This window comes from Haloarcula onubensis (genome assembly GCF_031624605.1).
GTDB classification, from domain to species: Archaea; Halobacteriota; Halobacteria; order Halobacteriales; family Haloarculaceae; genus Haloarcula; species Haloarcula onubensis.
Genome location: NZ_JAMQOS010000001.1, coordinates 829607 through 851201, shown reverse-complemented (window position 1 = coordinate 851201; position 21595 = coordinate 829607). Strand labels below are relative to the sequence as shown.

Genomic DNA, 21595 nt, shown 5'->3' with positions numbered 1-21595 from the left:
CGCCAGTGAACTACCCCACCCTACTCGCTCACCGCTGACGCGGTTCGCTCCTTGAGGGTGGGGCTTCCTGTTTCAACGACGCGCTTTGCAGATACGGACGTATCCACAGGGAGCGCAGTCTCCACAGGCGTTTCTTCGGAGCGTCCCGCTCCTAACCGCTTCTTCACACCGCGAGAAAGGATGTTCCACGCCGCGTTCGCGTCCCTGTCTGTCTTGAACCCGCAGGCCGGACAGGAGTGTTCACGAACCCACAGCGGTTTCTCCGTTGAGACGCCGCAGGCCGCGCACTCCTTGGTCGTCCCTCTCGGGTCAACAGCGACGAAATGCGTCCCCTCACGGTCGCACTTGTATTCGAGCATCCGCAGGAACGTCCCCCACGCTGCTCCTGCCCGATTGCGCGAGTTGCCCGGCAGTTCGACCAAACCCTTCGCGTCCAAGTCCTCGACCGCCACCAAATCGTACTCGGTGGCGTAGTAGTTCGACAACTTGTGGAGGAAGTCTCGGCGCTTTTGCTTGAGGTCGGCGTGCCGTTCGGCCACGACGCGGCGCTGTTCCTTCCAATTCGCAGACCCGTGTTCCTTCCGCGAGAGGTCGCGTTGAGCGCGTTCCAACCGCTCGCGCTCGTCGGATAGGCCGAGCGATTCGACGGCGGTTCCGTCGGTGTCGTGAGCGTACTTGAGAATCCCCACGTCGATGCCGACGCACCGCTCGGGATTCTCCGGCTTTGCGGGCGGGTCTTCCGGGGTTTCGACGCCGAGGATAGCGTACCACTTTCCGGTCGGTTCCTGCTTGACGGTGACAGTCTTTATCTCGGCGTTGTCGGGAAGGTCGCGGTGGAAGGTGACTGGGATTTCTTCAAGTTTTGAGAGCCACAGTTTTGTCCGACCGCTCGTGTTTTTGAGCTTGAAGCCGGATTGACTGTAGGTGAAACTGCGATACTCGCCCGGTGCTTTCCAGTTGAGCGTCCCGACGCGATAGCCGTTCTCTTTGCGACTGCGTAGCGTTGAGAGGTTGTCGTATAACCGTTGGACGACTTTCTGAAGAACCTTCGAGTGAACTTGTTTCAGGTCGTCCCACCACTTCTTGAGGTCCGGCAGACGTTTCTGTTCGGCGTATGCCGAAGTATCGTCGTTCCGATTCAGACGGTGGAGGAAATGATTGTAGACCTGTCTACAGGTATCAACAGTCCACGCTAACTGTTCTGCGAGGGCGTCGGACGGGTGGAGTCGATACCTGTAGTTGTAGTTCATCTACGAACGTTCTTCGATAAGTTCGTCAAGTTTCTCTTGGACGAACGAGGACAGACTCAGGTGGTTCTCCTGAATCCACTCCTCTTGGTCGTCGCGGATGGAGATGGTCTTGCGCGTTGCCACACCATAATTTATGCAAACAACGTGCTAAACAGTTGCGATTGTGTGGGCCTGTGGGCCGAGCGTCGAACGTGCAAGCAACTCGTGCGGCGCTGTATCCCCTCCCTACTCACTCGCTTCGCTCGTTCGTTGAGGAAGGGGCCTTAGCGCCTCAATTCAGGTAAACCGCTGCGAACGGGCCAGGGCGACCGGGGCTACTGTCCCGAAAAGCCGATCCGACCGCCCGAGGAGAGGTCGTGGTCGCCGGACGGACCCCGGTTCTCGAACTCGTAGCGGTCGTCGGTCAGGTAGACGTCGCCGTCCTCGACGGCCGTCTCGACCTCCTCGAGGACGGCGCCCTCACAGGGGCCGAACGTACACGAGCCCGACTCGCGCTCGAACGTCGCGCCGTGTTTCTCACACACCAGTTCGTCCTCCCGGACGGTCGCGCCGCTGCCCTTGTCAAGTCGGACGTCCCGCCAGTGGGGGCAGTAGTTCTCGAAGGCGACGACGCCGTCGGACAGCGCCACGAGAATCGCCTCCGAGGTGTCGAACCCCTCCCGGACGGTAAAGAGAAAACTCCCGTCTTCCGGCACCTCCTCGACCGCCGCGATACGACTGTCCTCGTCCATCGATGGCGGCGATACGGCCCTGCCCGCTTTCAACGTCCCGGTTGCCACACCGTTTGCGCCAAATCGTTTTGCGGGCCGGGGCCGAAGGTCCGATATGAGCGACCTCGTCGTCTACGGCTCCTACGGCTACACGGGTACCCTCATCGCCGAAGCAGCCACGGAACGGGGACTGGACCCGGTACTTGCCGGGCGCGAACGCCGGTCGCTCGAATCACAGGCCGCGCGGCTCGGCTGCGAGTTCGAGGTCGTGGCCCTCGACGAGCCGAAGGTACTGGACATGGTGCTCTCCGACGCCACCGCCGTGCTCAACTGCGCCGGCCCGTTCGCGCGGACCTGGAAGCCGATGGTCGAGGCCTGCCTGCGGACCGAGACGCACTACCTCGACATCACCGGCGAACGCACCGTCTTCGAGGCCATCCACGACCAGGGAGACCGGGCCGCGGACGCGGGCGTCATGCTGCTGCCCGGCGTCGGCTTCGACGTGGTGCCGACGGACTGCCTGGCCGCGCACGTCGCCCAGCGCCTGCCCGACGCCGACCGGCTCGAACTCGCCTTCCGTGCCGAGAACGGCGTCTCCCGCGGGACGGCCAAGACGATGGTCGAACACGTCGACGGTGGCGGCGCGGTCCGTCGGGACGGCCGCATCGAACGGGTCCCCATCGCCCACGAGAGCCGTACCGTCGATTTCGGCTGGGGACTCGACGGCCAGCACGTCGCGGCGATTCCGTGGGGCGACGTGGCGACGGCCTACTACACGACCGGCGTGCCGAACGTCACGACCTATATGGCGATGCCCGAGCGTGCGGTCCAGCTACAGCGTGCGGCCGGACTCGTCACGCCGCTGCTCTCGCTCCCGCCGGTCCGGACCGGCCTCCAGTGGCTCATCGAGCAGACCACCGAGGGACCCGACGCCGACGAACGGGAACGCGGCGAGAGCTACGTCTGGGGCGAGGCCACCACCGCCGACGGCGAGCGCGTCGTCTCCCGACTGCGTGGCCCCCACACCTACGCCCTGACCGTCGAGACGGCGCTGGCGACGGCGCGACGGGCGCTCGACGGCGACGCGCCCGTCGGGTTCCAGACGCCCGCGGGCGCGTACGGGCCGGACCTGATTCTGGGCGTCGAGGGCGTCGAGCGGGAGGACGTGGTCTGAGACGGCGCGGTCGGCTCAGTAGTGCCGTTCCTCGACCCGCTCGTCGTAGAGCCGCTGGAGCAGCTTCGTCATCGGGCCGGCGCCGACCTCGATGCCGTCGACCGTCTCGACGGGGCGAATCTCCCACGTCGAGTTGGTGAGGAAGGCCTCGTCGGCGTTGCGCAGGGCGTCCAGCGAGTAGGCGCCGGTCTCGACCGGAAACCCCTCGTCGCGAGCCAGTTCGATGACGATATCCCGAGTGACACCGGGAAGCAGGTCCAGTTCCGCGCTGGGCGTCCGGAGGCCGTTCTCGGTGACGAAAAAGAGGTTGCTCGTCGCGCCCTCGACGAGATTGCCGTCGATATCGCGAAGCAGGCACTCGTCGGCGGGGTCGCCCTCGCCCGCGGACTTGCGCAGTTCCAGCCGACCGAGAATCCCGTTCAGATAGTTGTGGCTCTTGATACCGGAGGGGACCGCTTCGTCCGGCACTCGCCGCGTCCGGACGGTCTGGACCGCCGCGGGGCCGTCCCAGACGCGCTCGCCGTCGCGGCCGCCACGCGGGAGCGGCTTGACGACGACCACGACGGTCGGGTCCACCTCGGAGTCGGGCGTGAGTTTCCCGGGCTGGACCCCGCGGGAGACCGAGACCTTGCAGTAGGCCTCCCGCAGGTCGTTCGCGGCGAGGGTCTCGTCGATTCGCTCGCGGAGGTCGTCGGGCACGGCGTCGGCGAAGCCGAGCGTCTCGGCGGTGTGGGCGAGTCGGTCGCGGTGGGCGCCCCACTCGAAGGGGGCGCCGCCGTAGACGCGTAGCGTCTCGAAGGCCGCGTCGCCGTACATGAACCCGCGGTCGAGCACCGACACCGTGGCCTCGTTCTCGGGGACGAGTTCGCCGTCTACGTGGTATTGCATGACAGACAGAAGTTCTCGACCATGGTCGTCCCGTGGTCGGTGAGGATGCTTTCGGGGTGGAACTGGACGCCGACGTGGGGGGCCTCGCGGTGGCGGACCGCCATCACGATGTCGGCCTCGGCTGCCTCGACCGTGTGGGCCGTCTCTTCGAGCACGTCGGGCAGGGCGTCGCGCCGGACCGCAAGCGAGTGGTACCGGCCGACCTCGACGGGGTCCGGGACGCCCTCGAAGACGCCCTCGCCGTCGTGGGTCACCAGCGAGGACTTGCCGTGGACGACGGCGTCGGCGTGGGCCACCTCGGAGCCGTTGGCCGCACACAGCGCCTGGTGGCCCAGACAGACCCCCAGCGTCGGGTAATCGAGTTCGGCGAAGGTCGCCATCGAGACGCCCGCGTCGGCGGGCGTGCCGGGCCCCGGCGAGACGACAATGCCGTCGGGGTCGATAGCGTGGATGTCGTCGACGGCGATGGCGTCGTTGCGCCGGACGACGACGTCGTCCTCGCCGCCGCCGAGTCGCGTGACCACCTCGCCGACGTACTGGACGAGGTTGTAGGCGAACGAGTCGTAGTTGTCTACGACGAGGACGGTGGGGGCCAGCGAGTCGGTCGTGGCGGTGGCGCCGTCCGCCGACCGCTCGCCGCCGAGCGGCCCGCTCATCTCGCGCCCTCCACGGAGAGGTCCGCGCGCTTGCCCAGCGCCTCGTCCACGGCGGTGACGAGCGCACGGCCCTTGTCGAGGGTCTCCTCGTACTCGCTGTCCGGGTCCGAATCGTGGACGATACCCGCGCCGACCCGGAGGTGGTACTCCTCGGCGTTCCGGACCAGGGTGCGGATGACGATGTTGAGCGTCGCCCGACCGTCGAAGCCGAAGATACCGATAGAACCGGTGTAGGGGCCCCGTCTGGTGGCCTCCACCTCGTCGATTATCTCCATCGTCCGGGGTTTCGGGGCGCCCGTTATCGTCCCGCCCGGGAACACCGCGGCGATGGCGTCCTCCAGGGTGGCTCGCTCGCGGAGTTTTCCCCGGACTTCGCTGACGAGGTGCATCACTTCGGAGTAGCGGTCCACGCGGCGGTAGTCGGTCACCTCGACGCTGCCAAAGCGGCTCACCTTCCCGAGGTCGTTGCGCTCCAGGTCGACGAGCATCGCGTGTTCGGCCCGCTCTTTTTCGTCGGCCCGGAGGTCCGCGGCGAGGCGCTCGTCCTCGGTCGGCGTGTCACCTCGCGGTCGAGTGCCGGCGATGGGTTCGGTCACCAGGTCGTCGCCGTCGCGATGCAAGAGGAGTTCCGGACTCGCGCTGACGAGGTCGACGCCGGGGAACTCCACGAGCGCGGAGTAGGGCGCCGGGTTCACCCGACGCAGGGCGTCGAAGGCCTCGACCGGGTGGACGGCCGCGGGAGCGGAGAGCCGCTGTGAGATGTTCGCCTGGAAGGTGTCGCCGTCGCGGATGTACCCCTTGACGGTCCGCACGCGCTCGGCGAACGAGTCGCGCGTGCAGTCGCTCTCGAAGGCGGCGCTGTCGGCCTGTACCGGCGGGTCGCCGACTGCGGGGTCGCCCTCGGTGACTTCGCGGGCCAGTTCCAGGGCGTGCTCCCGGGCGAACTCGTAGGCCACCCCGACCGAGTCGTGGTCGTCGAGGCGCGGACACGCCGTCACCGTGAGTTCGACCGGTCCGTCGTCGCGTGGTTCCGCCCAGGAGGCGACGCGGTCGTAGGTCGCGAGTTGCAGGCGGGGCAGCGCGCGGTCGTCGACGGCGCTGTCGGGCAGGGCCTCCAGGTCGCGGACGACGTCGTAGGAGAGCCAGCCGACGGCCCCGCAGGGATAGGGCACCTCGCAGTCGCCCCGGACGAGTTCCTCGTCGGCCAGCACGTCGGCCAGCGCGGGAAGCGCGGGACCGTCGGCGGCGCTCACCTCGGTGAACGCGGCGGGCGCGGTGGCGAAGTAGCCCCGGCCCGACTGCCCGCCGGTCGTCCCCAGATAGACGCCGCCGGTCGGGTCGCGGGCCCGGCGGTAGGCGGTGAACGGGTCGTCGACTGTGACGGCGACGGCGACGGGAATCCGGGCCATCGGCGGCGCGGCGGCCGCGAGGGCCTCGAAGGCGCCCCTGCTTGGCTCGACCCGTGGCATGACCGATAGCAACGAGTCCGGTGGGTAATTCGCTTGCGGTTCGGGCAGCAATCCGTCGAAGTCCGGACCACCCGGCAGGTCGCGGGGCCGACCGCAGAATCAGTACTCGTTTGCCTGCTCGACCCAGCCGGCGACGCGGCTCTCGCCGAGGTCTATCTGGTCCGCGACTTCGGCGGCGTCGGCGGCGGCCAGTTCGCCGACGGTCTCGATGCCGACGCCGGCGAGGCGGTCGCCGTAGGCGGGGCCGATACCGCTCAGCTCCGTGACGGGGTCGTCGCTTCCCTCGACCGCTTCCGCGGCCGCCTCGGCGTCCGGCTCCGCCGGCGCGGTCTCCTCGTCGGGCTCCGGCTCGGTCGGCGGTGCCGCTTCGGCGTCGGTCGCCGCCGCCTCCGGCTCGGGAGCCTCCTCGGCGTCGGCCGTCTCGTCAGCCCCGTCCGATTCACTCACCTCCGTCTCGTCCGTATCGGTCTCGTCCGCCAGGGGCTCGAACTCCTCGGCCGCGGGTTCGTCGCTCCCGGCCTCGGAGCGACCCGACGCCGCCGTCTCCGAGTCCGCAGGTTCTTCGGCGGACGCCCCACTGCTCGCCGTCTCTGTTCCTTTGACAGCGTCCTCGGACTCCGTAGACGGCTCGCGCTCGACGGTGACGTCCACGTCGCCGGAGCGGCCCGACTCCGACGACCCGGTCCCGTCGAGCCCGAGTGCAGATTTCAGCTTCTGAAGCAAACCCATACGCCCCTGTTCTGTGCCCCCACACTAATCTTTTGCTGGTACAGAACGGCTTAGAGCCCCGCCCGCAGCGCCTCGTTCATCGCCGCCACCGGCGCCGACTCACCGGTCCAGCGCTCGAACGCCTCGACGCCCTGGTACAGCAGCATCCAGGCCCCGTCGACCGTCGTCGCGCCCGCCGCCGCGGCGTCCCGGAGCAGCCGCGTCTCGACGGGGGAGTAGACCGCGTCTAACACCGCGAGGTCGCCGTGGAGCGCGTCGGCGGGCACCGGCGTCTCGTCTTCGTCCATCCCGACGCTGGTGCAGTTGACCAGCACGTCCGCGTCGGCGAGCAGCGCGTCGAGTTCACCGAGACCGTGCCCGCTCGCGCCGGGCACCTCGGCGGCCAGGTCGTCGGCCGTCGATGCGGTTCGGTTGGCTATCTCGACGGTCATCCCCTCGTCGGCCAGGCCGAAGGCGACGGCGCGGCCGGCCCCGCCGGCGCCGACGACGACCGCCGCCCCCGAGAGCGACACGTCGTGGTGCCCGAGCGCGCGGACCGCCCCCACCGCGTCCGTGTTGTAGCCCCGCGGCACCTCGTCCGAGAAGTCGACGGTGTTGACCGCGCCGATGCGCTCGGCCAGCGGGTCGGTCTCGACCGCACCGAGTACGTCCTGTTTGAACGGGATGGTGACGTTCAGCCCCGCCACGCCCAGCCGGTCGGCCGCGTCGACGGCCGCCGCGCCCTCGTCGGCCGGCGGCTCGAAGGTGACGTACTTCGCGTCGATGCCCAGCGCCTCGTAGCCCGCCTCGTGCATCGGCGGCGACAGCGAGTGCCCCACCGGATTCCCGATGAGCCCGTAGACTTGCATACTCGCGTGGGCGCGGGCGGTCCCCTTGAACGCCACGCTCCTGGTCGAAACGGCTGCCGTGGCCTCAACGACTACCAGCCGGATTTCGGACAGCCAGAAAGGCCCGACCTGCTACACTCGGGGGGCTCGTTGCGCCGTTCACTCGCTTCGCTCGCTCCAGTGCTTACATCGCCCACCTTCGTGTAGCAAGCGAGGTCGACTGCGCCGACCTCGTTACACGTGGCGGCTTTGCCGCCACGCAGCCGCCCCTTTCAGTCCCACCCGTAGCCGGTTGGTCAAACATCGTTGGGTGGGACTGAAAGGGGCCACGCTCTCGGCGAAGCACGGCGAAGTAAGCACCGCAGGCCGAAGGCCGAGGAGCACAGCGAGCCGCGCGAGTCGAGAGCGTGGGGGCTTTCTGGCTGTTGGCGGTGCCGTTCTCGGCGGTCGCTATCGGAGCCTCCTGGCCAGCACTGTGTTGCAAGATACCAATCATCTCAGTCGCGGCTAGCCGTTCGATTCGCAACCTTTTCCACCGGACCCCTGTTCCCCTCTCCTAGTGAGCCGTCTCAGTCATCCGCTCGTCCAGGTGGGGGGCGCGGTACTGCTGACCGTCAGTTGGGTCGCCGTTACCCTCCTCGGCGTCGGCCTCGGTGTCGTCGCGACGGTCGCCATCTCGGGACTGGCCGTCCTGGGCGCGTCGTTCCTGCTGGCGTGGGGCGCCGAGACCGCGGAGAAGGACGTGCCAAGAGCGTTCGCTATCGCCGTGCTCGCGGTGCTTGCAGTCGCGCCGGAGTACGCCGTCGACGCGCTGTACGCCTGGAACGCCGGGGCGGGCGGGGCGACGGCCCAGGCCTGTGCCCAGTTGACGCCGGCACAGATAGAGGCCGGCGCGACGACGCTGGCCCGGGGATGCCACGACGCGAACCTCGCCATCGCGAACATGACCGGCGCGAACCGCATCCTCATCGGCATCGGCTGGGCCGGCATCGCCGTCTTCACCGTCTATCGGGCCGCGTCCACGAGAGACACCGCAGTCAAGAACCGCGAGGGGACACTGGCCGACGCCGTGACGCTGGACCGGGACATCGCGACCGAAATCGCCTTCCTCTTCCTGGCGACCGGCTGGGCCTTCCTCGTACCGCTTGGCGGCGGTATCGGCCTGGTCGACACGCTGTTCCTGGTGGGGCTGTACGTCACCTACATCGGCCTCGTGTTGAAATCCGACGTGGAGACCTCTGACCACACCGTCGGCGTGCCGAAGTACTTCCAGCAGTGGTCGCTGCCGTGGCGGCCCATCGTCGTCCTCGCGCTGTTTGGCTACTCCGGCATCCTCATCTTCACCGCCGTGGAGCCCTTTGCCCACGGGCTGGAGGAAATCGGGTTGCGGAACGGCATCCCCGAGTTCTTCATGATTCAGTGGGTCGCGCCGCTGGCGAGCGAGGCGCCGGAGCTCATCGTCGTGACGGTGCTCGTGAACAAGGCCCGGTCGACGGCCGGCTTCAACGCGCTCATCTCCTCGAAGCTGAACCAGTGGACGCTGCTCATCGGGACCATCGCCGTCGTCTACTCCATCGCGCTGGGCGGGCTGGGGACGCTGCCGTTCGACGCGAAGCAGGCCGCCGAAATCTGGATTACCGCGGCCCAGTCCTACTTCGCGCTGGCCATCCTGGTCAACTTCGAGATTTCCATCCGCGAGGCCATCGTCCTCTTCGGCCTCTTCATCTCGCAGGTGCTCCTCGAGTTCGCACTCATCCGGGAACTCCTCGCGTTGCCCTTCGGGAGCTACGAACTGCTCATCGGCTACACGGTGCTGTACCTGGTCGCCGGGACCGCACTGTTCGCCGTCCGGCGGCAGGCCCTCGCCCACCTGTTCGGACTGGCCGGTGACGCCTTCAGAACCGCACTCGGCCGCGAGCCGGTCCACGAGGAACTGGCGGACTGATGCTCGCTATCGTCGTCTCGCGGGCCGACGAAGCCAGCGTCAACATCGGCGAGCAACTGCTTGACATCGCCGAGTGGACCGAGACCGCCGACGGGAGTCGCCCCGACGCCGACGGCGGCGGGACCGTCTATCGGACCGAGGGCGCCGAAATCCGGGAGTTCGAGGGGCGGCATCTGGAGCTCGAACGCGTCGCCGACGCCTTCGATAACGCCGGTGTCGCCGACGCCTTCGAATCCCCTGACACGGAGTCTGGAGGTTCGCCGTCGGCACCCAAGCTCCTCCTGTTCGCCTCGAAACACGCCGGCGAGACGGACGAACTGCTGACCGCCCACCCCACCGGGAACTTCGGGGAGGCGGAGTACGGCGGCGAGAGCGGGCAGTTCGCCAGGGCGGCCCCGAACGCCCACCGGGCCGTCGTCCACGCGCTCGCCGAACACGCCCCCGAGGGGTACGACGTGGGGATGGAGTGTACCCACCATGGACCGACCGACGTGGGCGTCCCCTCGATGTTCGTCGAGGTGGGCAGCGCCGAACCCCAGTGGCGCGACCCCGCCGCGGCGCGAGCGGTCGCCCAGGCGATTCTCGACTGCCGGGGCGTGGCCGCCGACACACCGGCCGAGGACGGGCGCCGGCGACAGCTCGTCGGCTTCGGCGGCGGCCACTACGTCCCCCGGTTCGAGCGGGTCGTCCGCGAGACCGACTGGGCGGTCGGCCACGTCGGCGCCGACTGGTGTCTGGACGCGCTCGACGAGTGGGCCGAAGACGAGAGCGAGTACGAAGCCGTCGTCGAGCGCGCCTTCGCAGAGAGCGGCGCCGAGTACGCGCTGGTTACCGGCGACCGCCCCGACCTCGTCGCCACAGTCGAGTCGCTCGGCTACCGCGTGGTCGACGAGCGCTTCCTCCGCGAGACGACCGGCGTTCCCCTCGATTTCGTCGACGCGGTTGAGGCTGCCGTCGCGCCGGTCGACGAGGGGCTCCGCTTTGGCGAGTCGGCCACCGAGGCCGTCTGCGAGTGGCGCGTCGTCTCCCTGCCCGACGACCTGCTCGCCGAGGCGACCGGTATCGACGCCGAGGCCGTGCGGTCGTGGTTCGAGGGTAGCGCACTCGCCTTCGGGACCGAACAGCGGGGCACCGTCGTCACCGGGCCGGCCGTCCTCGACGAGACCAGAGAGCGGGCGGCCGTCATCGACGCGCTGGCCGACGTGCTCGCCGGGCGCTACGACAGCGTCGAGCGCGACGGCGACGAACTGCGCGCCCGCGAACGGCGGTTCGACCCGGACCTCGCGGAGACGCTCGGAATTCCCGAGGGACCGAAGTACGGACGGCTTTCGGCCGGGCAGTCCGTCGAGGTCGATGGTCGAGAAATCGAGCCGGAGACGGTCCACAGCGAGCGTGTACGTCGCTTTACGTTGTAAGAAGTCGGCCCGGAACTGACAGCGGAACTGTCGGTCACCCGTCTGACACAGGGGGAAAACTAATGAGTGTTCGTCTGCAACGGGGATTTAAATATGGACTCGATTATCGACGACGCAATCGACGAGGCCGAGGGGGAACGGGAGGACTCCCCGGACCCGTCGACCAACAGCGAACACGAACCGACCCCGGACCAGGACGTCTCCACCTCCGGGACGATGACAGACGACGAGCTCGCGAGCGTCGTCAAGGACCTCGAAACCAAGATTACGGTGGTCGGCTGTGGCGGCGCCGGCGGGAACACGGTCACGCGGATGATGGAGGAGGGCATCCACGGCGCGAAACTGGTCGCCGCGAACACGGACGCCCAGCACCTCGCCGACGAGGTCGAGGCCGACACCAAGATTCTGATGGGACGCAAGCGCACCGGTGGTCGCGGTGCCGGGTCGGTCCCGAAAATCGGCGAGGAGGCCGCCCAGGAGGACATCGAGGACATCCAGCAGTCCATCTCGGGGTCGGACATGGTCTTCGTCACCGCGGGGCTCGGTGGCGGGACGGGAACCGGGTCGGCTCCCGTCGTCGCCCAGGCCGCACAGGAGGCCGGCGCCCTCACTATCTCTATCGTTACGATTCCCTTTACCGCGGAGGGCGAGCGACGCCGGGCCAACGCCGACGCGGGGCTGGAGCGGCTTCGGTCCGTCTCCGACACCGTCATCGTCGTCCCGAACGACCGCCTGCTGGACTACGCGCCCAGCATGCCCCTGCAGGACGCGTTCAAAATCTGTGACCGCGTGCTGATGCGCTCGGTCAAGGGGATGACCGAACTCATCACCAAGCCCGGCCTCGTCAACGTGGACTTCGCCGACGTTCGCACTATCATGGAGAACGGCGGCGTCGCCATGATAGGACTGGGCGAGTCCGACAGCGAGAACAAGGCCCAGGACTCCATCCGGTCGGCGCTTCGCTCGCCGCTACTTGACGTGGAGTTCGACGGCGCCAACAGCGCGCTGGTCAACGTCGTCGGCGGCCCCGACATGTCCATCGAGGAAGCGGAGGGCGTCGTCGAGGAGATTTACGACCGCATCGACCCCGACGCCCGCATCATCTGGGGCGCCTCGGTCAACAACGAGTTCGAGGGGAAGATGGAGACGATGATAGTCGTCACCGGCGTCGAGAGCCCACAGATTTACGGCCAGAGCGAGGCCGAACAGGAGCGGGCCGCCCGACAGGCCGGCGAAGACATCGACTACGTCGACTGAGTCGGCGCCGACAGCCGTTTTGCTCCGCAGTTAGACCGGCGACGCGCTGTCGCGACGTCGTGCGTACTGCCTTCAGAAGACAGAGAACAGCGACGCGCCGTGACCGCAGCGCGGTAGTTACGCCTGTGACTGTGCCTTCGAGACCCAGTCGTACGCGTGGTCTTCCGAGATGTCCGCCGCCTCGGCGACCGTCTCCGTGTCAGCGTCGGCTAGCTCGTCGACCGACTGGATGCCGGAGCCGCGAAGCTGGTCGGCGTACGGCTCACCGAGTCCCGGTATGTTCTCGAGTCGCTCGCCGTGGTCGTGCCGGGAGCCGTTCTCGCTCGCCCGCACGTCCGCTGCCAGCTGTTCCTCTGTCGTCTCGGCGACGGCCGCGTCGACTTCGTGGTCGTCCTCGGCGACCGCTTCGGACTGGCGAACGTTGTCGACGGCGTCGTCCTCGGCCTCCTGCTGGGCACTGAGCGCGGCGTCGACCGTCTCGGCGACGAGTTCCCGCTGGCGCTCGCTCAGGTCCGCGAACGCCTCGCCGAACTCGGACTCGAACTCGTTCCAGGCGCGTCGCTGGGTCCGTTCGAAGTCGTCGAACTGACTGTCGAACGCGTCGCGGAACTCGTCGTCGTCCAGCGCCGACTCGACGGCGTCCAGTTGGGCGTTGAACAGCTCCTGGGTCAGTTCGGCACCCTGCTCGAACCCCGCGTTCATGAGCTCCTGGGTCAGTTCGGCACCCTGCTCGAACCCCGCGTTCATGAGCTCCTGGGTCAGCTCGGCGTTCTGCTCGAACTGCCGGTCGAGCGTCGACCGGACCTCGTCGTCGTCCAGCGCCGACTCGACGGCGTCGACCTGCGCGTTGAACAGCCCCTGGAGGAGGTCGACGCCCTGTCGCTGCGCGGACCGCTGGGCACTGATGCCGTTGTACAGGAAGGCCTCGAAGGCGTTCTGCTGGAGTTCGAGCCCCTGCTGGAGGACGGTCTGGCTCTGCTTGATGGATTCACGCTGCATCTCGACGGCTGCGTCGAACGGTGTAGTGATGTCGCTCATTGGTATTCACGGGTTGTTGGGCGCTGCGTTCACGGCGGAGAGGTCGGGGCGCAGCGCCTGGTCTCGCGTCTGAACCGAGGGGGAGTAGCCAGATAAACAGCGAGCTTGCAGAGTATATTTGGGCACCTTCGCGACCAGAAGTACATGGATTGTCATCTATACCCATCTTTTGCTGTCGTTCCGTGAACTACATCGGTCGACAGCACTGAAGGCGTGACCTCCCGTTCCGAACGCATCCCGACTGTGGTCGGGAACCGCCGACCACAATATAGAAAAGCCATCGGACGAAAGGCCCCGATATGAACGTCCCGTACGACCTCACCTCCTACGTTCGCGTGCTCAAACTGGCGAGTACGCCCGACTGGGAGGAGTTCTCACAGATTGCAAAGATTGCCGGTGCCGGTATCCTCCTCGTCGGGCTCATCGGCTTCATCATCTTCGCCCTGATGACGTTCGTCCCGGGCAGCAAGCCGGTGTAAGAAGATGGGTATCTACGCAGTCAAAACCACGGCGAGCCAGGAGCGGACCGTCGCGGACATGATAATAAATCGCGAGGAGCCGGGCATCCACGCGGCGCTGGCGCCCGACTCGCTGACCAGTTACGTCATGGTCGAGGCCGACGACCACAACGTCTTCGACCGCATCTTAGACGAGATTCCCCACGCCAACGGCGTCGTCCAGGGCGAGTCCTCGATGGCCGAGGTCGAACACTTCCTCTCGCCGAAACCCGACGTGGAGGGCATCGCGGAGGGCGACATCGTCGAACTCATCGCCGGCCCGTTCAAGGGCGAGAAGGCCCAGGTCCAGCGTATCGACGAGGGGAAAGACCAGGTCACCGTCGAACTGTACGAGGCGACGGTCCCGATTCCCGTCACCGTGCGCGGTGACCAGATTCGCGTGCTGGATAGTGAAGAGCGGTAAGGAATCCGCGCGAGCGGAGCGAGCGCGGTTTACCGAACGCGAACGGTGCTCCGTAGCGTGAGTCAGTGAGCGGTCGACCTTTTTCGCCACCGGAAAGCTCGCTTGACTCGCCTTTCGAACTTCCGTTCGCTTCGCTCACGAAGGCCCCATTTTTCGAGGGACTGCCCCCGACCCGTCGGTGAAAATCGCGTCGAACCGTTCAGTGGGTTTACAGTGGCCAGTAGAGACGGTCCGACTAGAAGATGGTAGCTATCCGGACGCAGGGCTTGACGAAACGGTTCGGTGAGGACGTCGTCGCCGTCGACGACCTGGGCCTCTCCGTCGAGGACGGCGAGGTCTTCGGCTTTCTCGGCCCCAACGGCGCGGGCAAGTCGACGACTATCAACCTCCTGCTCGACTTCATCCGCCCCACGGAGGGGAGCATCGAGGTGTTGGGCATCGACGCCCAGCGGAACCCGGCGAAGATTCGCCGGCGCGTCGGCGTCCTCCCCGAGGGGTATGGCTTCGACGACCCGCTGACCGGGCGGGAGTACCTGGAGTGGGCGATTCGGACGAAACGCGCCGACGACGACCCCGGGGAGTTGCTCGACCTCGTCGGACTGGGCGACGACGCCGCCCGACTGGCCGGGGAGTACTCGAAGGGGATGCAACAGCGTCTGGCCTTTGCCATCGCGCTGGTCGGCGACCCCGACCTGCTGATTCTCGACGAGCCCTCGACGGGGCTTGACCCGAACGGCATCCAGCGACTTCGCGAGGTCGTCCGCGAGCGGGCCGCCGGGGGCACGACGGTCTTTTTCTCCAGTCACATCCTCTCGGAGGTCGAGGCCGTCTGTGACCGCGTCGGCGTGATGAACGCCGGCGAACTGGTCGCGGTCGACAGCATCGACGGCCTGCGCGAGAGCGCGGGCGGGGCGGCGACGCTACGGCTGACCTGCGCGAGACCGCCGACCGGTCTCGGCGTCGAAGCGCTTGCCGGCGTCCAGCGGGCGACCGTCGAGGAGCGCACGTTGGTCGTCGACTGCGCCAGCCCGGCCGCGAAAGTCGACGTGGTGACCCACGTCGCCGAGCGGGCGACCGTCGAGGACATCGTCTCCGAGACGGTCTCCCTGGAGGCGCTGTTCAACGACCTGACCGCCGGCGGCCGCGACGAGCGACGGGAGGTCCCGCAGTGAGCGCCTTAGACGTCGCCCGGAAGGACTTCGCCGCGGCGCGCCGGTCGCGGTCGCTGTGGACCGTGGCGACGCTGCTGGGACTGCTGACGACGCTCATCGCCTTCGGCTACAGCGCGTACCGCGTACCGCCGACGGTGACCGTCGTCCGCCTCTTTCGCACCATGGGCACCGTCTTCGGCCTGCTCTTGCCCATCGTCGCGCTCGTCGCGAGCTACATGTCCATCGCCGGCGAGCGCGAGAGCGGTGGCGTGAAGTTCCTGCTGGGACTGCCAAACACTCGCCGGGACGTGTTCCTCGGGAAACTGGCGAGCCGGCTGGCAGTCGTCGCCGCCGGCGTGACGTTCATGTTCGCCACCGCGACGGCGATGGCGGTCGCGCGCCACGGCGTCCTCCCGCTGTCTACCGTCGTGGGAGTGTTCGCCGTCTCGCTGCTGTACGCGGCCGTCTTCGTCGGTATCGCGGTCGCGCTGTCGGCCGCCGTCGCCGAGCGGAGCCAGGCCATCGCCGCCTCGGTCGGGTCGTACTTCCTGCTGGTCTTGCTGTACGTCATCCCCGGCGTCAGCGTGGCGTTGCTGGTCCGATTCGTCCACCAGGTGATGCTCGGCTTCGAGCGGAACGTCGACCTCTACAACGCCGTGTTGTACACCAGTCCGCTGATCGCCTACCGGAAGGCGTTGAACCTCGTCCTCCCGGGCACTGCCCAGCGACAGGTCCTCCAGCGCGCGAGCGAGGGGGACACGCTGCCGGCGTATCTCGGCGACGAGGTGTCACTGGTCGTCTTCGCCGTCTGGCTGGCCGTGCCGCTTGCGATTGGCTACTGGCAGTTCGAGGGGGCCGACCTGTAATGTCTCGGGACATCGCGGAGACGGCGAGTACGGTCCTGGTCGTGGTCGGTGTCGTCGCCCTGCTCGGCCCGGCGCTGGTCCCGGTCCAGCAGGTGCTCTACCACGAGGTCGGCGCCGGCACGACGATGAACGGCTCCCAGCTCGAAGCGGAGGGCTACACCGTCGTCGGGTACGAGAACCTCTCCGAGCGGGGCCAGGAGATATACGTGGCCGCGCTCGAGTCGCCCGACCGGGAGTACACCGTCCCCGTCGGCGAGGGCGCGCCGGAGTTCCCGTACGACGGAGCCGTCGAAGCCGACCGGAGGGAGGACTACCGAACCTATCAGCGCCTGACCGGCATCGTCGTCGAGCGGCCCGACGACGCCGACCTCCCGCCGCCGGCCGAGCCCGTCGGGCGAATCGACTACCAGCGCGAACAGCGCGATGAGCGGCCGACGAGTCAGAACGCGACGGAGAGCGAGGCCGACACACAGAGACAGCGCGCGCTCGAACGGCGAGAACAGGCCATCGGCAGGTACGACCTGCTGACCGTCAGGAAGGGGTCGCCGCCCCTGACCGACCCCGCGAACCTCGTGCGACTCGGCGCAGTCGCGTTCGGCGCGGTCGCACTCGGCGTGGGCGGCTACCTCCGCTCGCGGCCCTAGCCTTCCAGCCGGTCGATGACTTCGTTCATGTCCGCCGCGGACTCGACGGACTCCTTGATGTTCTCGCGGCGGCGGACCTCCGCGGCCGAGGCGTCGTAGGCGCGGACGTACTCGGCCCGGGAGTGTTCGTCGAACGCGTGCTTGATGGCGAAGTAGCCGTCCGGGACGACCGTCCCACAGACCTTGCAGCTGACGCGGTCGTGTTCGGTCGACTGGTGGACGATGAGCTCCTCGACGCGGTCGAACTGGCTGTCGTCGCCCTCGATAGCGCACTCCCAGCGTGGCATTGCTGAGTGGCAGGCACCCCGCCGATAAAAGCGTTCGCCACGGCCGACCGACACTTCCGCGAATAGAAACCCCTAATGGGGCGACATGGGAACCCCGAGACGTGACGAGCGAGGGGTTCACCGTCGACCTGCACGTCAAGGTGTTAGACGAGCAGGTCGTCGAACGAGCGAAAGCGCGCGGGCTCGACGCGATGGTGTACGCGCCCCACTTCACTCGACTGCCGGACGTCCGTGCCAGGGCGCGGCGGTTCTCCGACGAGGACCTCGCGATTTACCCCGGTCGGGAGCTGTTTACCGGGACCTGGCAGCGACGGCGCCACGTGCTGGCGGTCGGTCTGGACGAGCAGGTGCCGGACTTTCTCACGCTCGACGGGACGATGGCGGAACTGCGACGGCAGGAGGCGGCGGTGCTGGTCCCCCACCCCGGCTTCCTCTCGGTGAGCCTCGGTCTCGAAGAGCTCCGGACCTACCGGGAGACCGTCGACGCCGTCGAGGTGTACAACCCCAAGTACCTGCCACACCACACCCGCCGGGCCAGGCGGTTGGCCGGAACGACCGGGTTGCCCACGTTCGCCTCGTCGTACGCGCACCTGCCGGGGACCATCGGCGAGGCGTGGGTGACTTTCGAGGAGTCGGTCGCGGACGAGGCGGCGCTGACGACGGCGCTGCGCTCGGGCGCACCGCGGCGCGTCGAGCACCGGGACGGCCCCCTCCACACGCTGCGGCGCGGGCTGGAGTTCGCCCATCTGGGCTACGAGAACAGCTGGGAGAAGTTCGACCGCGTCATGTTACAGGGCACCGCGCCGACACACCCCGACCACGTTGCCTACGGCGGCGAGTTCGACGACGTGAAGGTGTACTAGGCGACCGACCCGAAGGCGTTGGTCAGCAGCTCCGTCGCCCCGGGCGGGAGATACGTCGGGAGGACGTACACCAGCGCGGCGACGGCGGCCAGTTCGAATATCGTGATGGCCACGGTGACGATTTCGGCGCGGTCCGAGGAGGTCGTCACGCCGGTCGGGAAGCCGTACTCGGTGCTCGAGATGGGGTAAAAGAGGGCGATGCCCCGCTTCGACCCGACGATGTCGAGCACGTAGTGGGTCAACACGCCGAGCCACACCCACTGGAGGTTACCGCCGTGGTACACCGGGTGTGCGAGGAAAATCAGGAGTACCGGCAGGTTGTGGAGCGTCTTGCGGTGCTTCCCGAAGGCGGTGTCCACGTCCGGGAACAGTGCTCCCAGGACCACCGGGAGGAACACCTCGGCGATGGTCGCGAACGTCGAGACGTCACCCGACGGGTCGAGGACGTAGCCCAGCCCGATGCTCAGCAGGACCGCGTTCAGGACGTGACCGCGCTTGTTCATTCAAGCGGGTCGACGACTCGCCGACCGAAAGCTCTTGCTACTGGGACCGGACGCGTTCCAGCAGGTTCACGAGTGCCTGCCGGGCTATCTTGGCTTTGACCTCGGTCCGGGAGCCGTCGAACTCGTAGTGACGGACCGTGCAGTCGGACCGGCCGGTCTCCCAGGGGGCCGCGTGGGCGACGGCGATGTGGACGGTCCCGACCGGCGTCTCGGGGCTCCCCCCGGTCGGCCCGGCCACGCCGGTCGTCGCCACGCCCCAGTCCGTCCCGGCGGTGTCTCTGACGCCGCGGGCCATCTCCGTGGCGACCGGTTCGGAAACCGCGCCGTGGGCGTCCAGGGCCTCGCGGGAGACGGCCAGTAGCTCCTGTTTTGCGTCGTAGGAGTAGGTCACCAGCGAGCGGTCGAAGTAGGCCGACGAGCCCGACACGTCGGTCACGAGCGAGCCGACCAGCCCGCCGGTGCAGGACTCGGCGACGGCCAGCGTCTCGCCGCGCTCGCGCAGCGCCGCGCCGACGCGTTGCTCGATAGGGTCGTCCGTCATGTGTCGCCGTTGGAACGGCCGGGGAATAAGCGTTCAGTCCGGACGGCGACGGGCACGGACGGCCGGTCCGGGCAGGACACGTGCCACGCGCGGACTACCGGGGAGCGGCGCTGCTTGCCGTTACCCGCCGTCTCAGTCGCTGTAGGAATTAGATATATAAGTCGACACGTGCTGTTGGGGATGTGGAACCCACATTACTACAGCTTAACGCGCCTGGCGGGCTCGTGCCCGCGGTGGTATCGTTCGTATTGACCGTCGTCACGTTCGTCGTCGCGTTCATTCTCCTCTACCTGGTCGGGAAATCGGTGCTCGTCCGGGTGACAAAACGGACGCTCAACGCGCGTGAGTTCTCGCCGGCGGTCGTCAGCCTCGGCTCCAGTATCGCCGGGGCCATCGCCCTGTTCGGGGCGGTGGCTATCGCCGCCACCGTGGCGGGCTTCCCGACGATTCTGGCCGCCTTCGCGACCATCACCGGCGCGCTCGCGCTGGGTGTCGCCTTCGCCGCGGGCGACATCATCGAGAACTTCGTCGCCGGCATCTTCATCCTCAAGGACAAGCCCTTCGAGGTCGGGGACTACATCGAGTGGAACGGCAACGGCGGCATCGTCCGTGAGATAGACCTCCGCGTCTCGAAGCTCGACACCTGGGACAACGAACAGCTCACCGTCCCGAACGGCGAACTCGCCAACGCCGTCGTCAAGAACACGCAGGCCAACGACACTCGGCGGGTCACGGTCGACTTCGGCGTCGACTACGGCTCCGACGTGGACCGCGCACGGGAGATCATCCTCGAAGAGATAGCCGCCATCGACGGCGTGCTGGAGGAGCCGGCGCCCGCTGCGCCCCTGACGACGCTCGGGGACTCCGCCATCGTCTTCAACGCTCGCGCGTGGATAAACCCGCAGGAGACCGGTGCCGGCGGCGTCAAGCACAAGCTCACCGAAAACGTGATGGACCGATTCGACGAGGCGGACATCGGGTTCCCGTACCCGCACACCGAAGTCGTCGGCTCGCTGGACGTCCACCAGACCGAACCCAGCGCCGTCGCGGACGACTAACGCAACAGCGGTTCGATTTTTTGCGACGCCGTGTCGACACGCCGTCCCGGGAGCTTTCCGTGTCGCCCCCGAACCTGTCGTATGGCCTACCGGACGACTATCGGCTGGTCGCTGCTCTCTTCTGGTATCGTGACGCTCCTGCTCGGCTTCCTCCCCGGGACGGACCTGTTCTGGGGTATCGCGCTGCTCGTCCTCGGGGCGGTGACACTGTACGTCCGGCAGTAGTCGGGGCGACGCCGGTCGCCGACGGAAAGACAAAGGGTGTCCGCCCGACCAGATGAGCCATGGACTACGAGACCCCGCAGTTCTACCGGGTCATGCAGTACGCCGCTGGCGCCGACCGGGACGTGGTCGACATGGTCTCGGGCAACCCGGACTGGGACCCGCCCGAGGCGGTCCGCGAGGGTCTGCGCGAGTACGCCGACGCCGACGCGTCGGACTTCCAGTACGCCCCGAGCCGGGGCCTTCGGGGGCTCCGCGAACGCATCGCCGCCCGCCACGGCGTCGAGACGGGCCGAATCGTCGTCACGAACGGCGCCGGCGAGGCCAACCACCTCGCGATGACGGCCGGGCTGGACCGCTTCTCCGGCAGGGAGATACTGCTTTCGGACCCGGTCTACCCCTACTACGCGGGCCGGGCGAACTTCCTCGGCGCCGAGACGAGGTTCGTCCCGGTGGACGAGAACGACAGACTCGACCCGGACGCGGTACGGGCGGCGGCGAGTCCGGAGACGGCGGTCGTAGTCCTCAACTCGCCCAACAACCCCACCGGCGCGGTGTCCGACGCCGACGCGGTGGCCGAGTTCGCAGCTATCGCCGAGGCGAACGACGCCTTGCTCGTCGCCGACGAGGTGTACGACCGGTTCGACTACTCGGGCCGGTTCGCCTCCGCGCTCGCCGCCGACTCGCCGAACGTCGTCGCCACGAACGCGTTCTCGAAGTCGATGGCCATCACGGGCTTTCGCGTGGGCTACGCGATATTCCCGCCGGCCGACGGCCCTGCAGGGGAACTCGTCGAGCGGGCGACGACGCGGCACATGCTGACGAACGTCAGCGGCTCGCGGCCGGCCCAGCACGCCGTCGAACGGGCGATGGAGACCACGGACGCGAGCTACTACGAGGCCGCCCGCGACCGACTCCGGGCCCGCATCGACCGGTTCTGTGACGCGCTCGACGCGGCTGGTGCGACCTACACCCGCCCCGACGGGGGCTTCTACGTGCTGGCCCGCTTCGAGGGCTTTCCCGGCACGTTCGAGAACGCCTACCGACTTATCGACGAGGCCGGCGTCGCGGGGATGCCGGGCGCGGCCTTCGGCGAGGCGCGCGCCGACGACCTGCGCTTTTCGCTGACGACGCCGCGGGTCGACACCGCGGCCGAGCGGCTGGTCGACTACTTCGGATAG

Annotated in this window: 25 protein-coding genes; 13 read left to right on the top strand and 12 right to left on the bottom strand. The window is 67.8% G+C overall.

Translation table 11 applies throughout. The annotated features are described in order from the left end of the window. Nucleotides 1–20: 20 nt before the first annotated feature. From NDI86_RS04400 to NDI86_RS04390, 3 genes are all read right to left on the bottom strand, one after another. The gene (locus NDI86_RS04400; protein WP_310899183.1) at nt 21–1250 is read right to left on the bottom strand and encodes an RNA-guided endonuclease InsQ/TnpB family protein; all 1230 of its coding nucleotides are present in this window, start codon (nt 1248–1250) and stop codon (nt 21–23) included. Then, entirely contained in the window at nt 1251–1373 is a 123-nt protein-coding gene (locus tag NDI86_RS04395) for a hypothetical protein (RefSeq protein ID WP_255594979.1), read from the bottom strand. Nucleotides 1374–1564: 191 nt separating this feature from the next. Further along, nucleotides 1565–1981, bottom strand: a complete 417-nt coding sequence (locus NDI86_RS04390) for a Rieske (2Fe-2S) protein (RefSeq protein WP_310899182.1) — start codon at nt 1979–1981, stop codon at nt 1565–1567. A 94-nt stretch (nt 1982–2075) separates the two neighbouring features. Between NDI86_RS04390 and NDI86_RS04385 the strand changes: the two genes are divergently transcribed. Next, complete coding sequence (locus tag NDI86_RS04385) at nt 2076–3134, top strand: saccharopine dehydrogenase family protein (RefSeq protein WP_310899181.1); 1059 nt, start codon at nt 2076–2078, stop codon at nt 3132–3134. A 15-nt stretch (nt 3135–3149) separates the two neighbouring features. Here NDI86_RS04385 and NDI86_RS04380 read toward each other — a convergent pair whose 3' ends face one another. From NDI86_RS04380 to NDI86_RS04360, 5 genes are all read right to left on the bottom strand, one after another. Further along, nucleotides 3150–4022: an aminotransferase class IV gene (locus NDI86_RS04380; RefSeq protein WP_310899180.1), complete on the bottom strand. Its 873-nt coding sequence runs from the start codon at nt 4020–4022 to the stop codon at nt 3150–3152. Continuing rightward, a complete protein-coding gene (locus NDI86_RS04375) occupies nt 4007–4678 on the bottom strand; it encodes an anthranilate synthase component II (RefSeq protein WP_310899179.1) in 672 nt (223 codons plus the stop codon). The genes NDI86_RS04380 and NDI86_RS04375 overlap by 16 nt, the downstream gene beginning before the upstream one ends. Beyond that, on the bottom strand, nt 4675–6147 hold the full coding sequence (gene pabB / locus NDI86_RS04370; RefSeq protein ID WP_310899178.1) for an aminodeoxychorismate synthase, component I: 1473 nt from the start codon (nt 6145–6147) through the stop codon (nt 4675–4677). Before pabB ends, NDI86_RS04375 begins: the two co-directional genes overlap by 4 nt. Nucleotides 6148–6246: 99 nt before the next feature. Continuing rightward, nucleotides 6247–6876 (bottom strand): helix-hairpin-helix domain-containing protein, encoded by a 630-nt coding sequence (locus NDI86_RS04365; RefSeq protein ID WP_310899177.1) that lies wholly within the window; start codon nt 6874–6876, stop codon nt 6247–6249. A gap of 50 nt (nt 6877–6926) precedes the next feature. Then, nucleotides 6927–7724: a shikimate dehydrogenase gene (locus tag NDI86_RS04360; RefSeq protein ID WP_310899176.1), complete on the bottom strand. Its 798-nt coding sequence runs from the start codon at nt 7722–7724 to the stop codon at nt 6927–6929. Between the two features lie 538 nt (nt 7725–8262). Between NDI86_RS04360 and NDI86_RS04355 the strand changes: the two genes are divergently transcribed. The 3 genes from NDI86_RS04355 (at nt 8263) to ftsZ (ending at nt 12320) form a co-directional block, all read left to right on the top strand. After that, complete coding sequence (locus NDI86_RS04355; protein WP_310899175.1) at nt 8263–9648, top strand: sodium:calcium antiporter; 1386 nt, start codon at nt 8263–8265, stop codon at nt 9646–9648. Continuing rightward, on the top strand, nt 9648–11063 hold the full coding sequence (locus NDI86_RS04350; protein ID WP_310899174.1) for a D-aminoacyl-tRNA deacylase: 1416 nt from the start codon (nt 9648–9650) through the stop codon (nt 11061–11063). The genes NDI86_RS04355 and NDI86_RS04350 overlap by 1 nt, the downstream gene beginning before the upstream one ends. Nucleotides 11064–11156: 93 nt before the next feature. Next, a complete protein-coding gene (ftsZ, locus tag NDI86_RS04345) occupies nt 11157–12320 on the top strand; it encodes a cell division protein FtsZ (RefSeq protein ID WP_310899173.1) in 1164 nt (387 codons plus the stop codon). 117 nt (nt 12321–12437) lie between these two features. Here ftsZ and NDI86_RS04340 read toward each other — a convergent pair whose 3' ends face one another. After that, nucleotides 12438–13358 carry a helix-hairpin-helix domain-containing protein gene (locus tag NDI86_RS04340; protein ID WP_310899172.1) on the bottom strand — a complete coding sequence of 307 codons (921 nt, stop codon included), beginning with the start codon at nt 13356–13358 and terminating at the stop codon, nt 12438–12440. Between the two features lie 299 nt (nt 13359–13657). Here NDI86_RS04340 and NDI86_RS04335 point away from each other — a divergent pair, with 299 nt between their 5' ends. From NDI86_RS04335 to NDI86_RS04315, 5 genes are all read left to right on the top strand, one after another. Then, nucleotides 13658–13837: a protein translocase SEC61 complex subunit gamma gene (locus NDI86_RS04335; RefSeq protein ID WP_220586850.1), complete on the top strand. Its 180-nt coding sequence runs from the start codon at nt 13658–13660 to the stop codon at nt 13835–13837. A 4-nt stretch (nt 13838–13841) separates the two neighbouring features. Beyond that, nucleotides 13842–14279, top strand: a complete 438-nt coding sequence (locus NDI86_RS04330) for a transcription elongation factor Spt5 (RefSeq protein WP_310899171.1) — start codon at nt 13842–13844, stop codon at nt 14277–14279. Between the two features lie 242 nt (nt 14280–14521). Continuing rightward, nucleotides 14522–15451, top strand: coding sequence for an ABC transporter ATP-binding protein (locus tag NDI86_RS04325; protein WP_310899170.1), 930 nt, complete (start codon nt 14522–14524; stop codon nt 15449–15451). Continuing rightward, nucleotides 15448–16296: an ABC transporter permease subunit gene (locus NDI86_RS04320; RefSeq protein WP_310899169.1), complete on the top strand. Its 849-nt coding sequence runs from the start codon at nt 15448–15450 to the stop codon at nt 16294–16296. Before NDI86_RS04325 ends, NDI86_RS04320 begins: the two co-directional genes overlap by 4 nt. Continuing rightward, nucleotides 16296–16940, top strand: a complete 645-nt coding sequence (locus NDI86_RS04315; RefSeq protein ID WP_310899168.1) for a hypothetical protein — start codon at nt 16296–16298, stop codon at nt 16938–16940. Before NDI86_RS04320 ends, NDI86_RS04315 begins: the two co-directional genes overlap by 1 nt. Here NDI86_RS04315 and NDI86_RS04310 read toward each other — a convergent pair. After that, on the bottom strand, nt 16937–17227 hold the full coding sequence (locus NDI86_RS04310; RefSeq protein WP_310899167.1) for a DUF7565 family protein: 291 nt from the start codon (nt 17225–17227) through the stop codon (nt 16937–16939). The two genes, NDI86_RS04315 and NDI86_RS04310, sit on opposite strands and share 4 nt — an antisense overlap. 101 nt (nt 17228–17328) lie before the next feature. On the opposite strand from NDI86_RS04310, the gene NDI86_RS04305 reads away from it, so the two are divergent. After that, a complete protein-coding gene (locus tag NDI86_RS04305) occupies nt 17329–18090 on the top strand; it encodes a PHP domain-containing protein (RefSeq protein ID WP_310899166.1) in 762 nt (253 codons plus the stop codon). On the opposite strand, the gene NDI86_RS04300 is transcribed toward NDI86_RS04305, so the two are convergent. Together NDI86_RS04300 and NDI86_RS04295 are read right to left on the bottom strand one after the other, a co-directional pair. After that, nucleotides 18087–18593 carry a metal-dependent hydrolase gene (locus NDI86_RS04300; protein WP_310899165.1) on the bottom strand — a complete coding sequence of 169 codons (507 nt, stop codon included), beginning with the start codon at nt 18591–18593 and terminating at the stop codon, nt 18087–18089. The two genes, NDI86_RS04305 and NDI86_RS04300, sit on opposite strands and share 4 nt — an antisense overlap. A 37-nt stretch (nt 18594–18630) precedes the next feature. Further along, nucleotides 18631–19134, bottom strand: a complete 504-nt coding sequence (locus NDI86_RS04295) for a CinA family protein (RefSeq protein WP_310899164.1) — start codon at nt 19132–19134, stop codon at nt 18631–18633. Between the two features lie 233 nt (nt 19135–19367). Here NDI86_RS04295 and NDI86_RS04290 point away from each other — a divergent pair, with 233 nt between their 5' ends. The 3 genes from NDI86_RS04290 to NDI86_RS04280 all read left to right on the top strand — a co-directional run bounded on the left by NDI86_RS04290 (nt 19368) and on the right by NDI86_RS04280 (nt 21595). Beyond that, nucleotides 19368–20192 carry a mechanosensitive ion channel family protein gene (locus NDI86_RS04290; protein ID WP_310899163.1) on the top strand — a complete coding sequence of 275 codons (825 nt, stop codon included), beginning with the start codon at nt 19368–19370 and terminating at the stop codon, nt 20190–20192. A gap of 81 nt (nt 20193–20273) precedes the next feature. After that, the gene (locus NDI86_RS04285) at nt 20274–20417 is read left to right on the top strand and encodes a hypothetical protein (RefSeq protein ID WP_310899162.1); all 144 of its coding nucleotides are present in this window, start codon (nt 20274–20276) and stop codon (nt 20415–20417) included. A 59-nt stretch (nt 20418–20476) separates the two neighbouring features. Continuing rightward, a complete protein-coding gene (locus NDI86_RS04280) occupies nt 20477–21595 on the top strand; it encodes a pyridoxal phosphate-dependent aminotransferase (protein WP_310899161.1) in 1119 nt (372 codons plus the stop codon).

Bases quoted from the DNA above. Each gene is read 5' to 3' on its own strand.
- NDI86_RS04330 (WP_310899171.1), top strand. From the start codon at position 13,842: ATGGGTATCTACGCAGTCAAAACCACGGCGAGCCAGGAGCGGACCGTC.
- NDI86_RS04400 (WP_310899183.1), bottom strand. From the start codon at position 1,250: ATGAACTACAACTACAGGTATCGACTCCACCCGTCCGACGCCCTCGCA.
- NDI86_RS04375 (WP_310899179.1), bottom strand. From the start codon at position 4,678: ATGAGCGGGCCGCTCGGCGGCGAGCGGTCGGCGGACGGCGCCACCGCC.
- NDI86_RS04365 (WP_310899177.1), bottom strand. From the start codon at position 6,876: ATGGGTTTGCTTCAGAAGCTGAAATCTGCACTCGGGCTCGACGGGACC.
- NDI86_RS04325 (WP_310899170.1), top strand. From the start codon at position 14,522: ATGGTAGCTATCCGGACGCAGGGCTTGACGAAACGGTTCGGTGAGGAC.
- NDI86_RS04285 (WP_310899162.1), top strand. From the start codon at position 20,274: ATGGCCTACCGGACGACTATCGGCTGGTCGCTGCTCTCTTCTGGTATC.
- NDI86_RS04295 (WP_310899164.1), bottom strand. From the start codon at position 19,134: ATGACGGACGACCCTATCGAGCAACGCGTCGGCGCGGCGCTGCGCGAG.
- NDI86_RS04340 (WP_310899172.1), bottom strand. From the start codon at position 13,358: ATGAGCGACATCACTACACCGTTCGACGCAGCCGTCGAGATGCAGCGT.
- NDI86_RS04350 (WP_310899174.1), top strand. From the start codon at position 9,648: ATGCTCGCTATCGTCGTCTCGCGGGCCGACGAAGCCAGCGTCAACATC.
- NDI86_RS04360 (WP_310899176.1), bottom strand. From the start codon at position 7,724: ATGCAAGTCTACGGGCTCATCGGGAATCCGGTGGGGCACTCGCTGTCG.
- NDI86_RS04380 (WP_310899180.1), bottom strand. From the start codon at position 4,022: ATGCAATACCACGTAGACGGCGAACTCGTCCCCGAGAACGAGGCCACG.
- NDI86_RS04280 (WP_310899161.1), top strand. From the start codon at position 20,477: ATGGACTACGAGACCCCGCAGTTCTACCGGGTCATGCAGTACGCCGCT.
- NDI86_RS04390 (WP_310899182.1), bottom strand. From the start codon at position 1,981: ATGGACGAGGACAGTCGTATCGCGGCGGTCGAGGAGGTGCCGGAAGAC.
- ftsZ (WP_310899173.1), top strand. From the start codon at position 11,157: ATGGACTCGATTATCGACGACGCAATCGACGAGGCCGAGGGGGAACGG.
- NDI86_RS04385 (WP_310899181.1), top strand. From the start codon at position 2,076: ATGAGCGACCTCGTCGTCTACGGCTCCTACGGCTACACGGGTACCCTC.
- NDI86_RS04300 (WP_310899165.1), bottom strand. From the start codon at position 18,593: ATGAACAAGCGCGGTCACGTCCTGAACGCGGTCCTGCTGAGCATCGGG.
- NDI86_RS04315 (WP_310899168.1), top strand. From the start codon at position 16,296: ATGTCTCGGGACATCGCGGAGACGGCGAGTACGGTCCTGGTCGTGGTC.
- NDI86_RS04310 (WP_310899167.1), bottom strand. From the start codon at position 17,227: ATGCCACGCTGGGAGTGCGCTATCGAGGGCGACGACAGCCAGTTCGAC.
- NDI86_RS04335 (WP_220586850.1), top strand. From the start codon at position 13,658: ATGAACGTCCCGTACGACCTCACCTCCTACGTTCGCGTGCTCAAACTG.
- pabB (WP_310899178.1), bottom strand. From the start codon at position 6,147: ATGCCACGGGTCGAGCCAAGCAGGGGCGCCTTCGAGGCCCTCGCGGCC.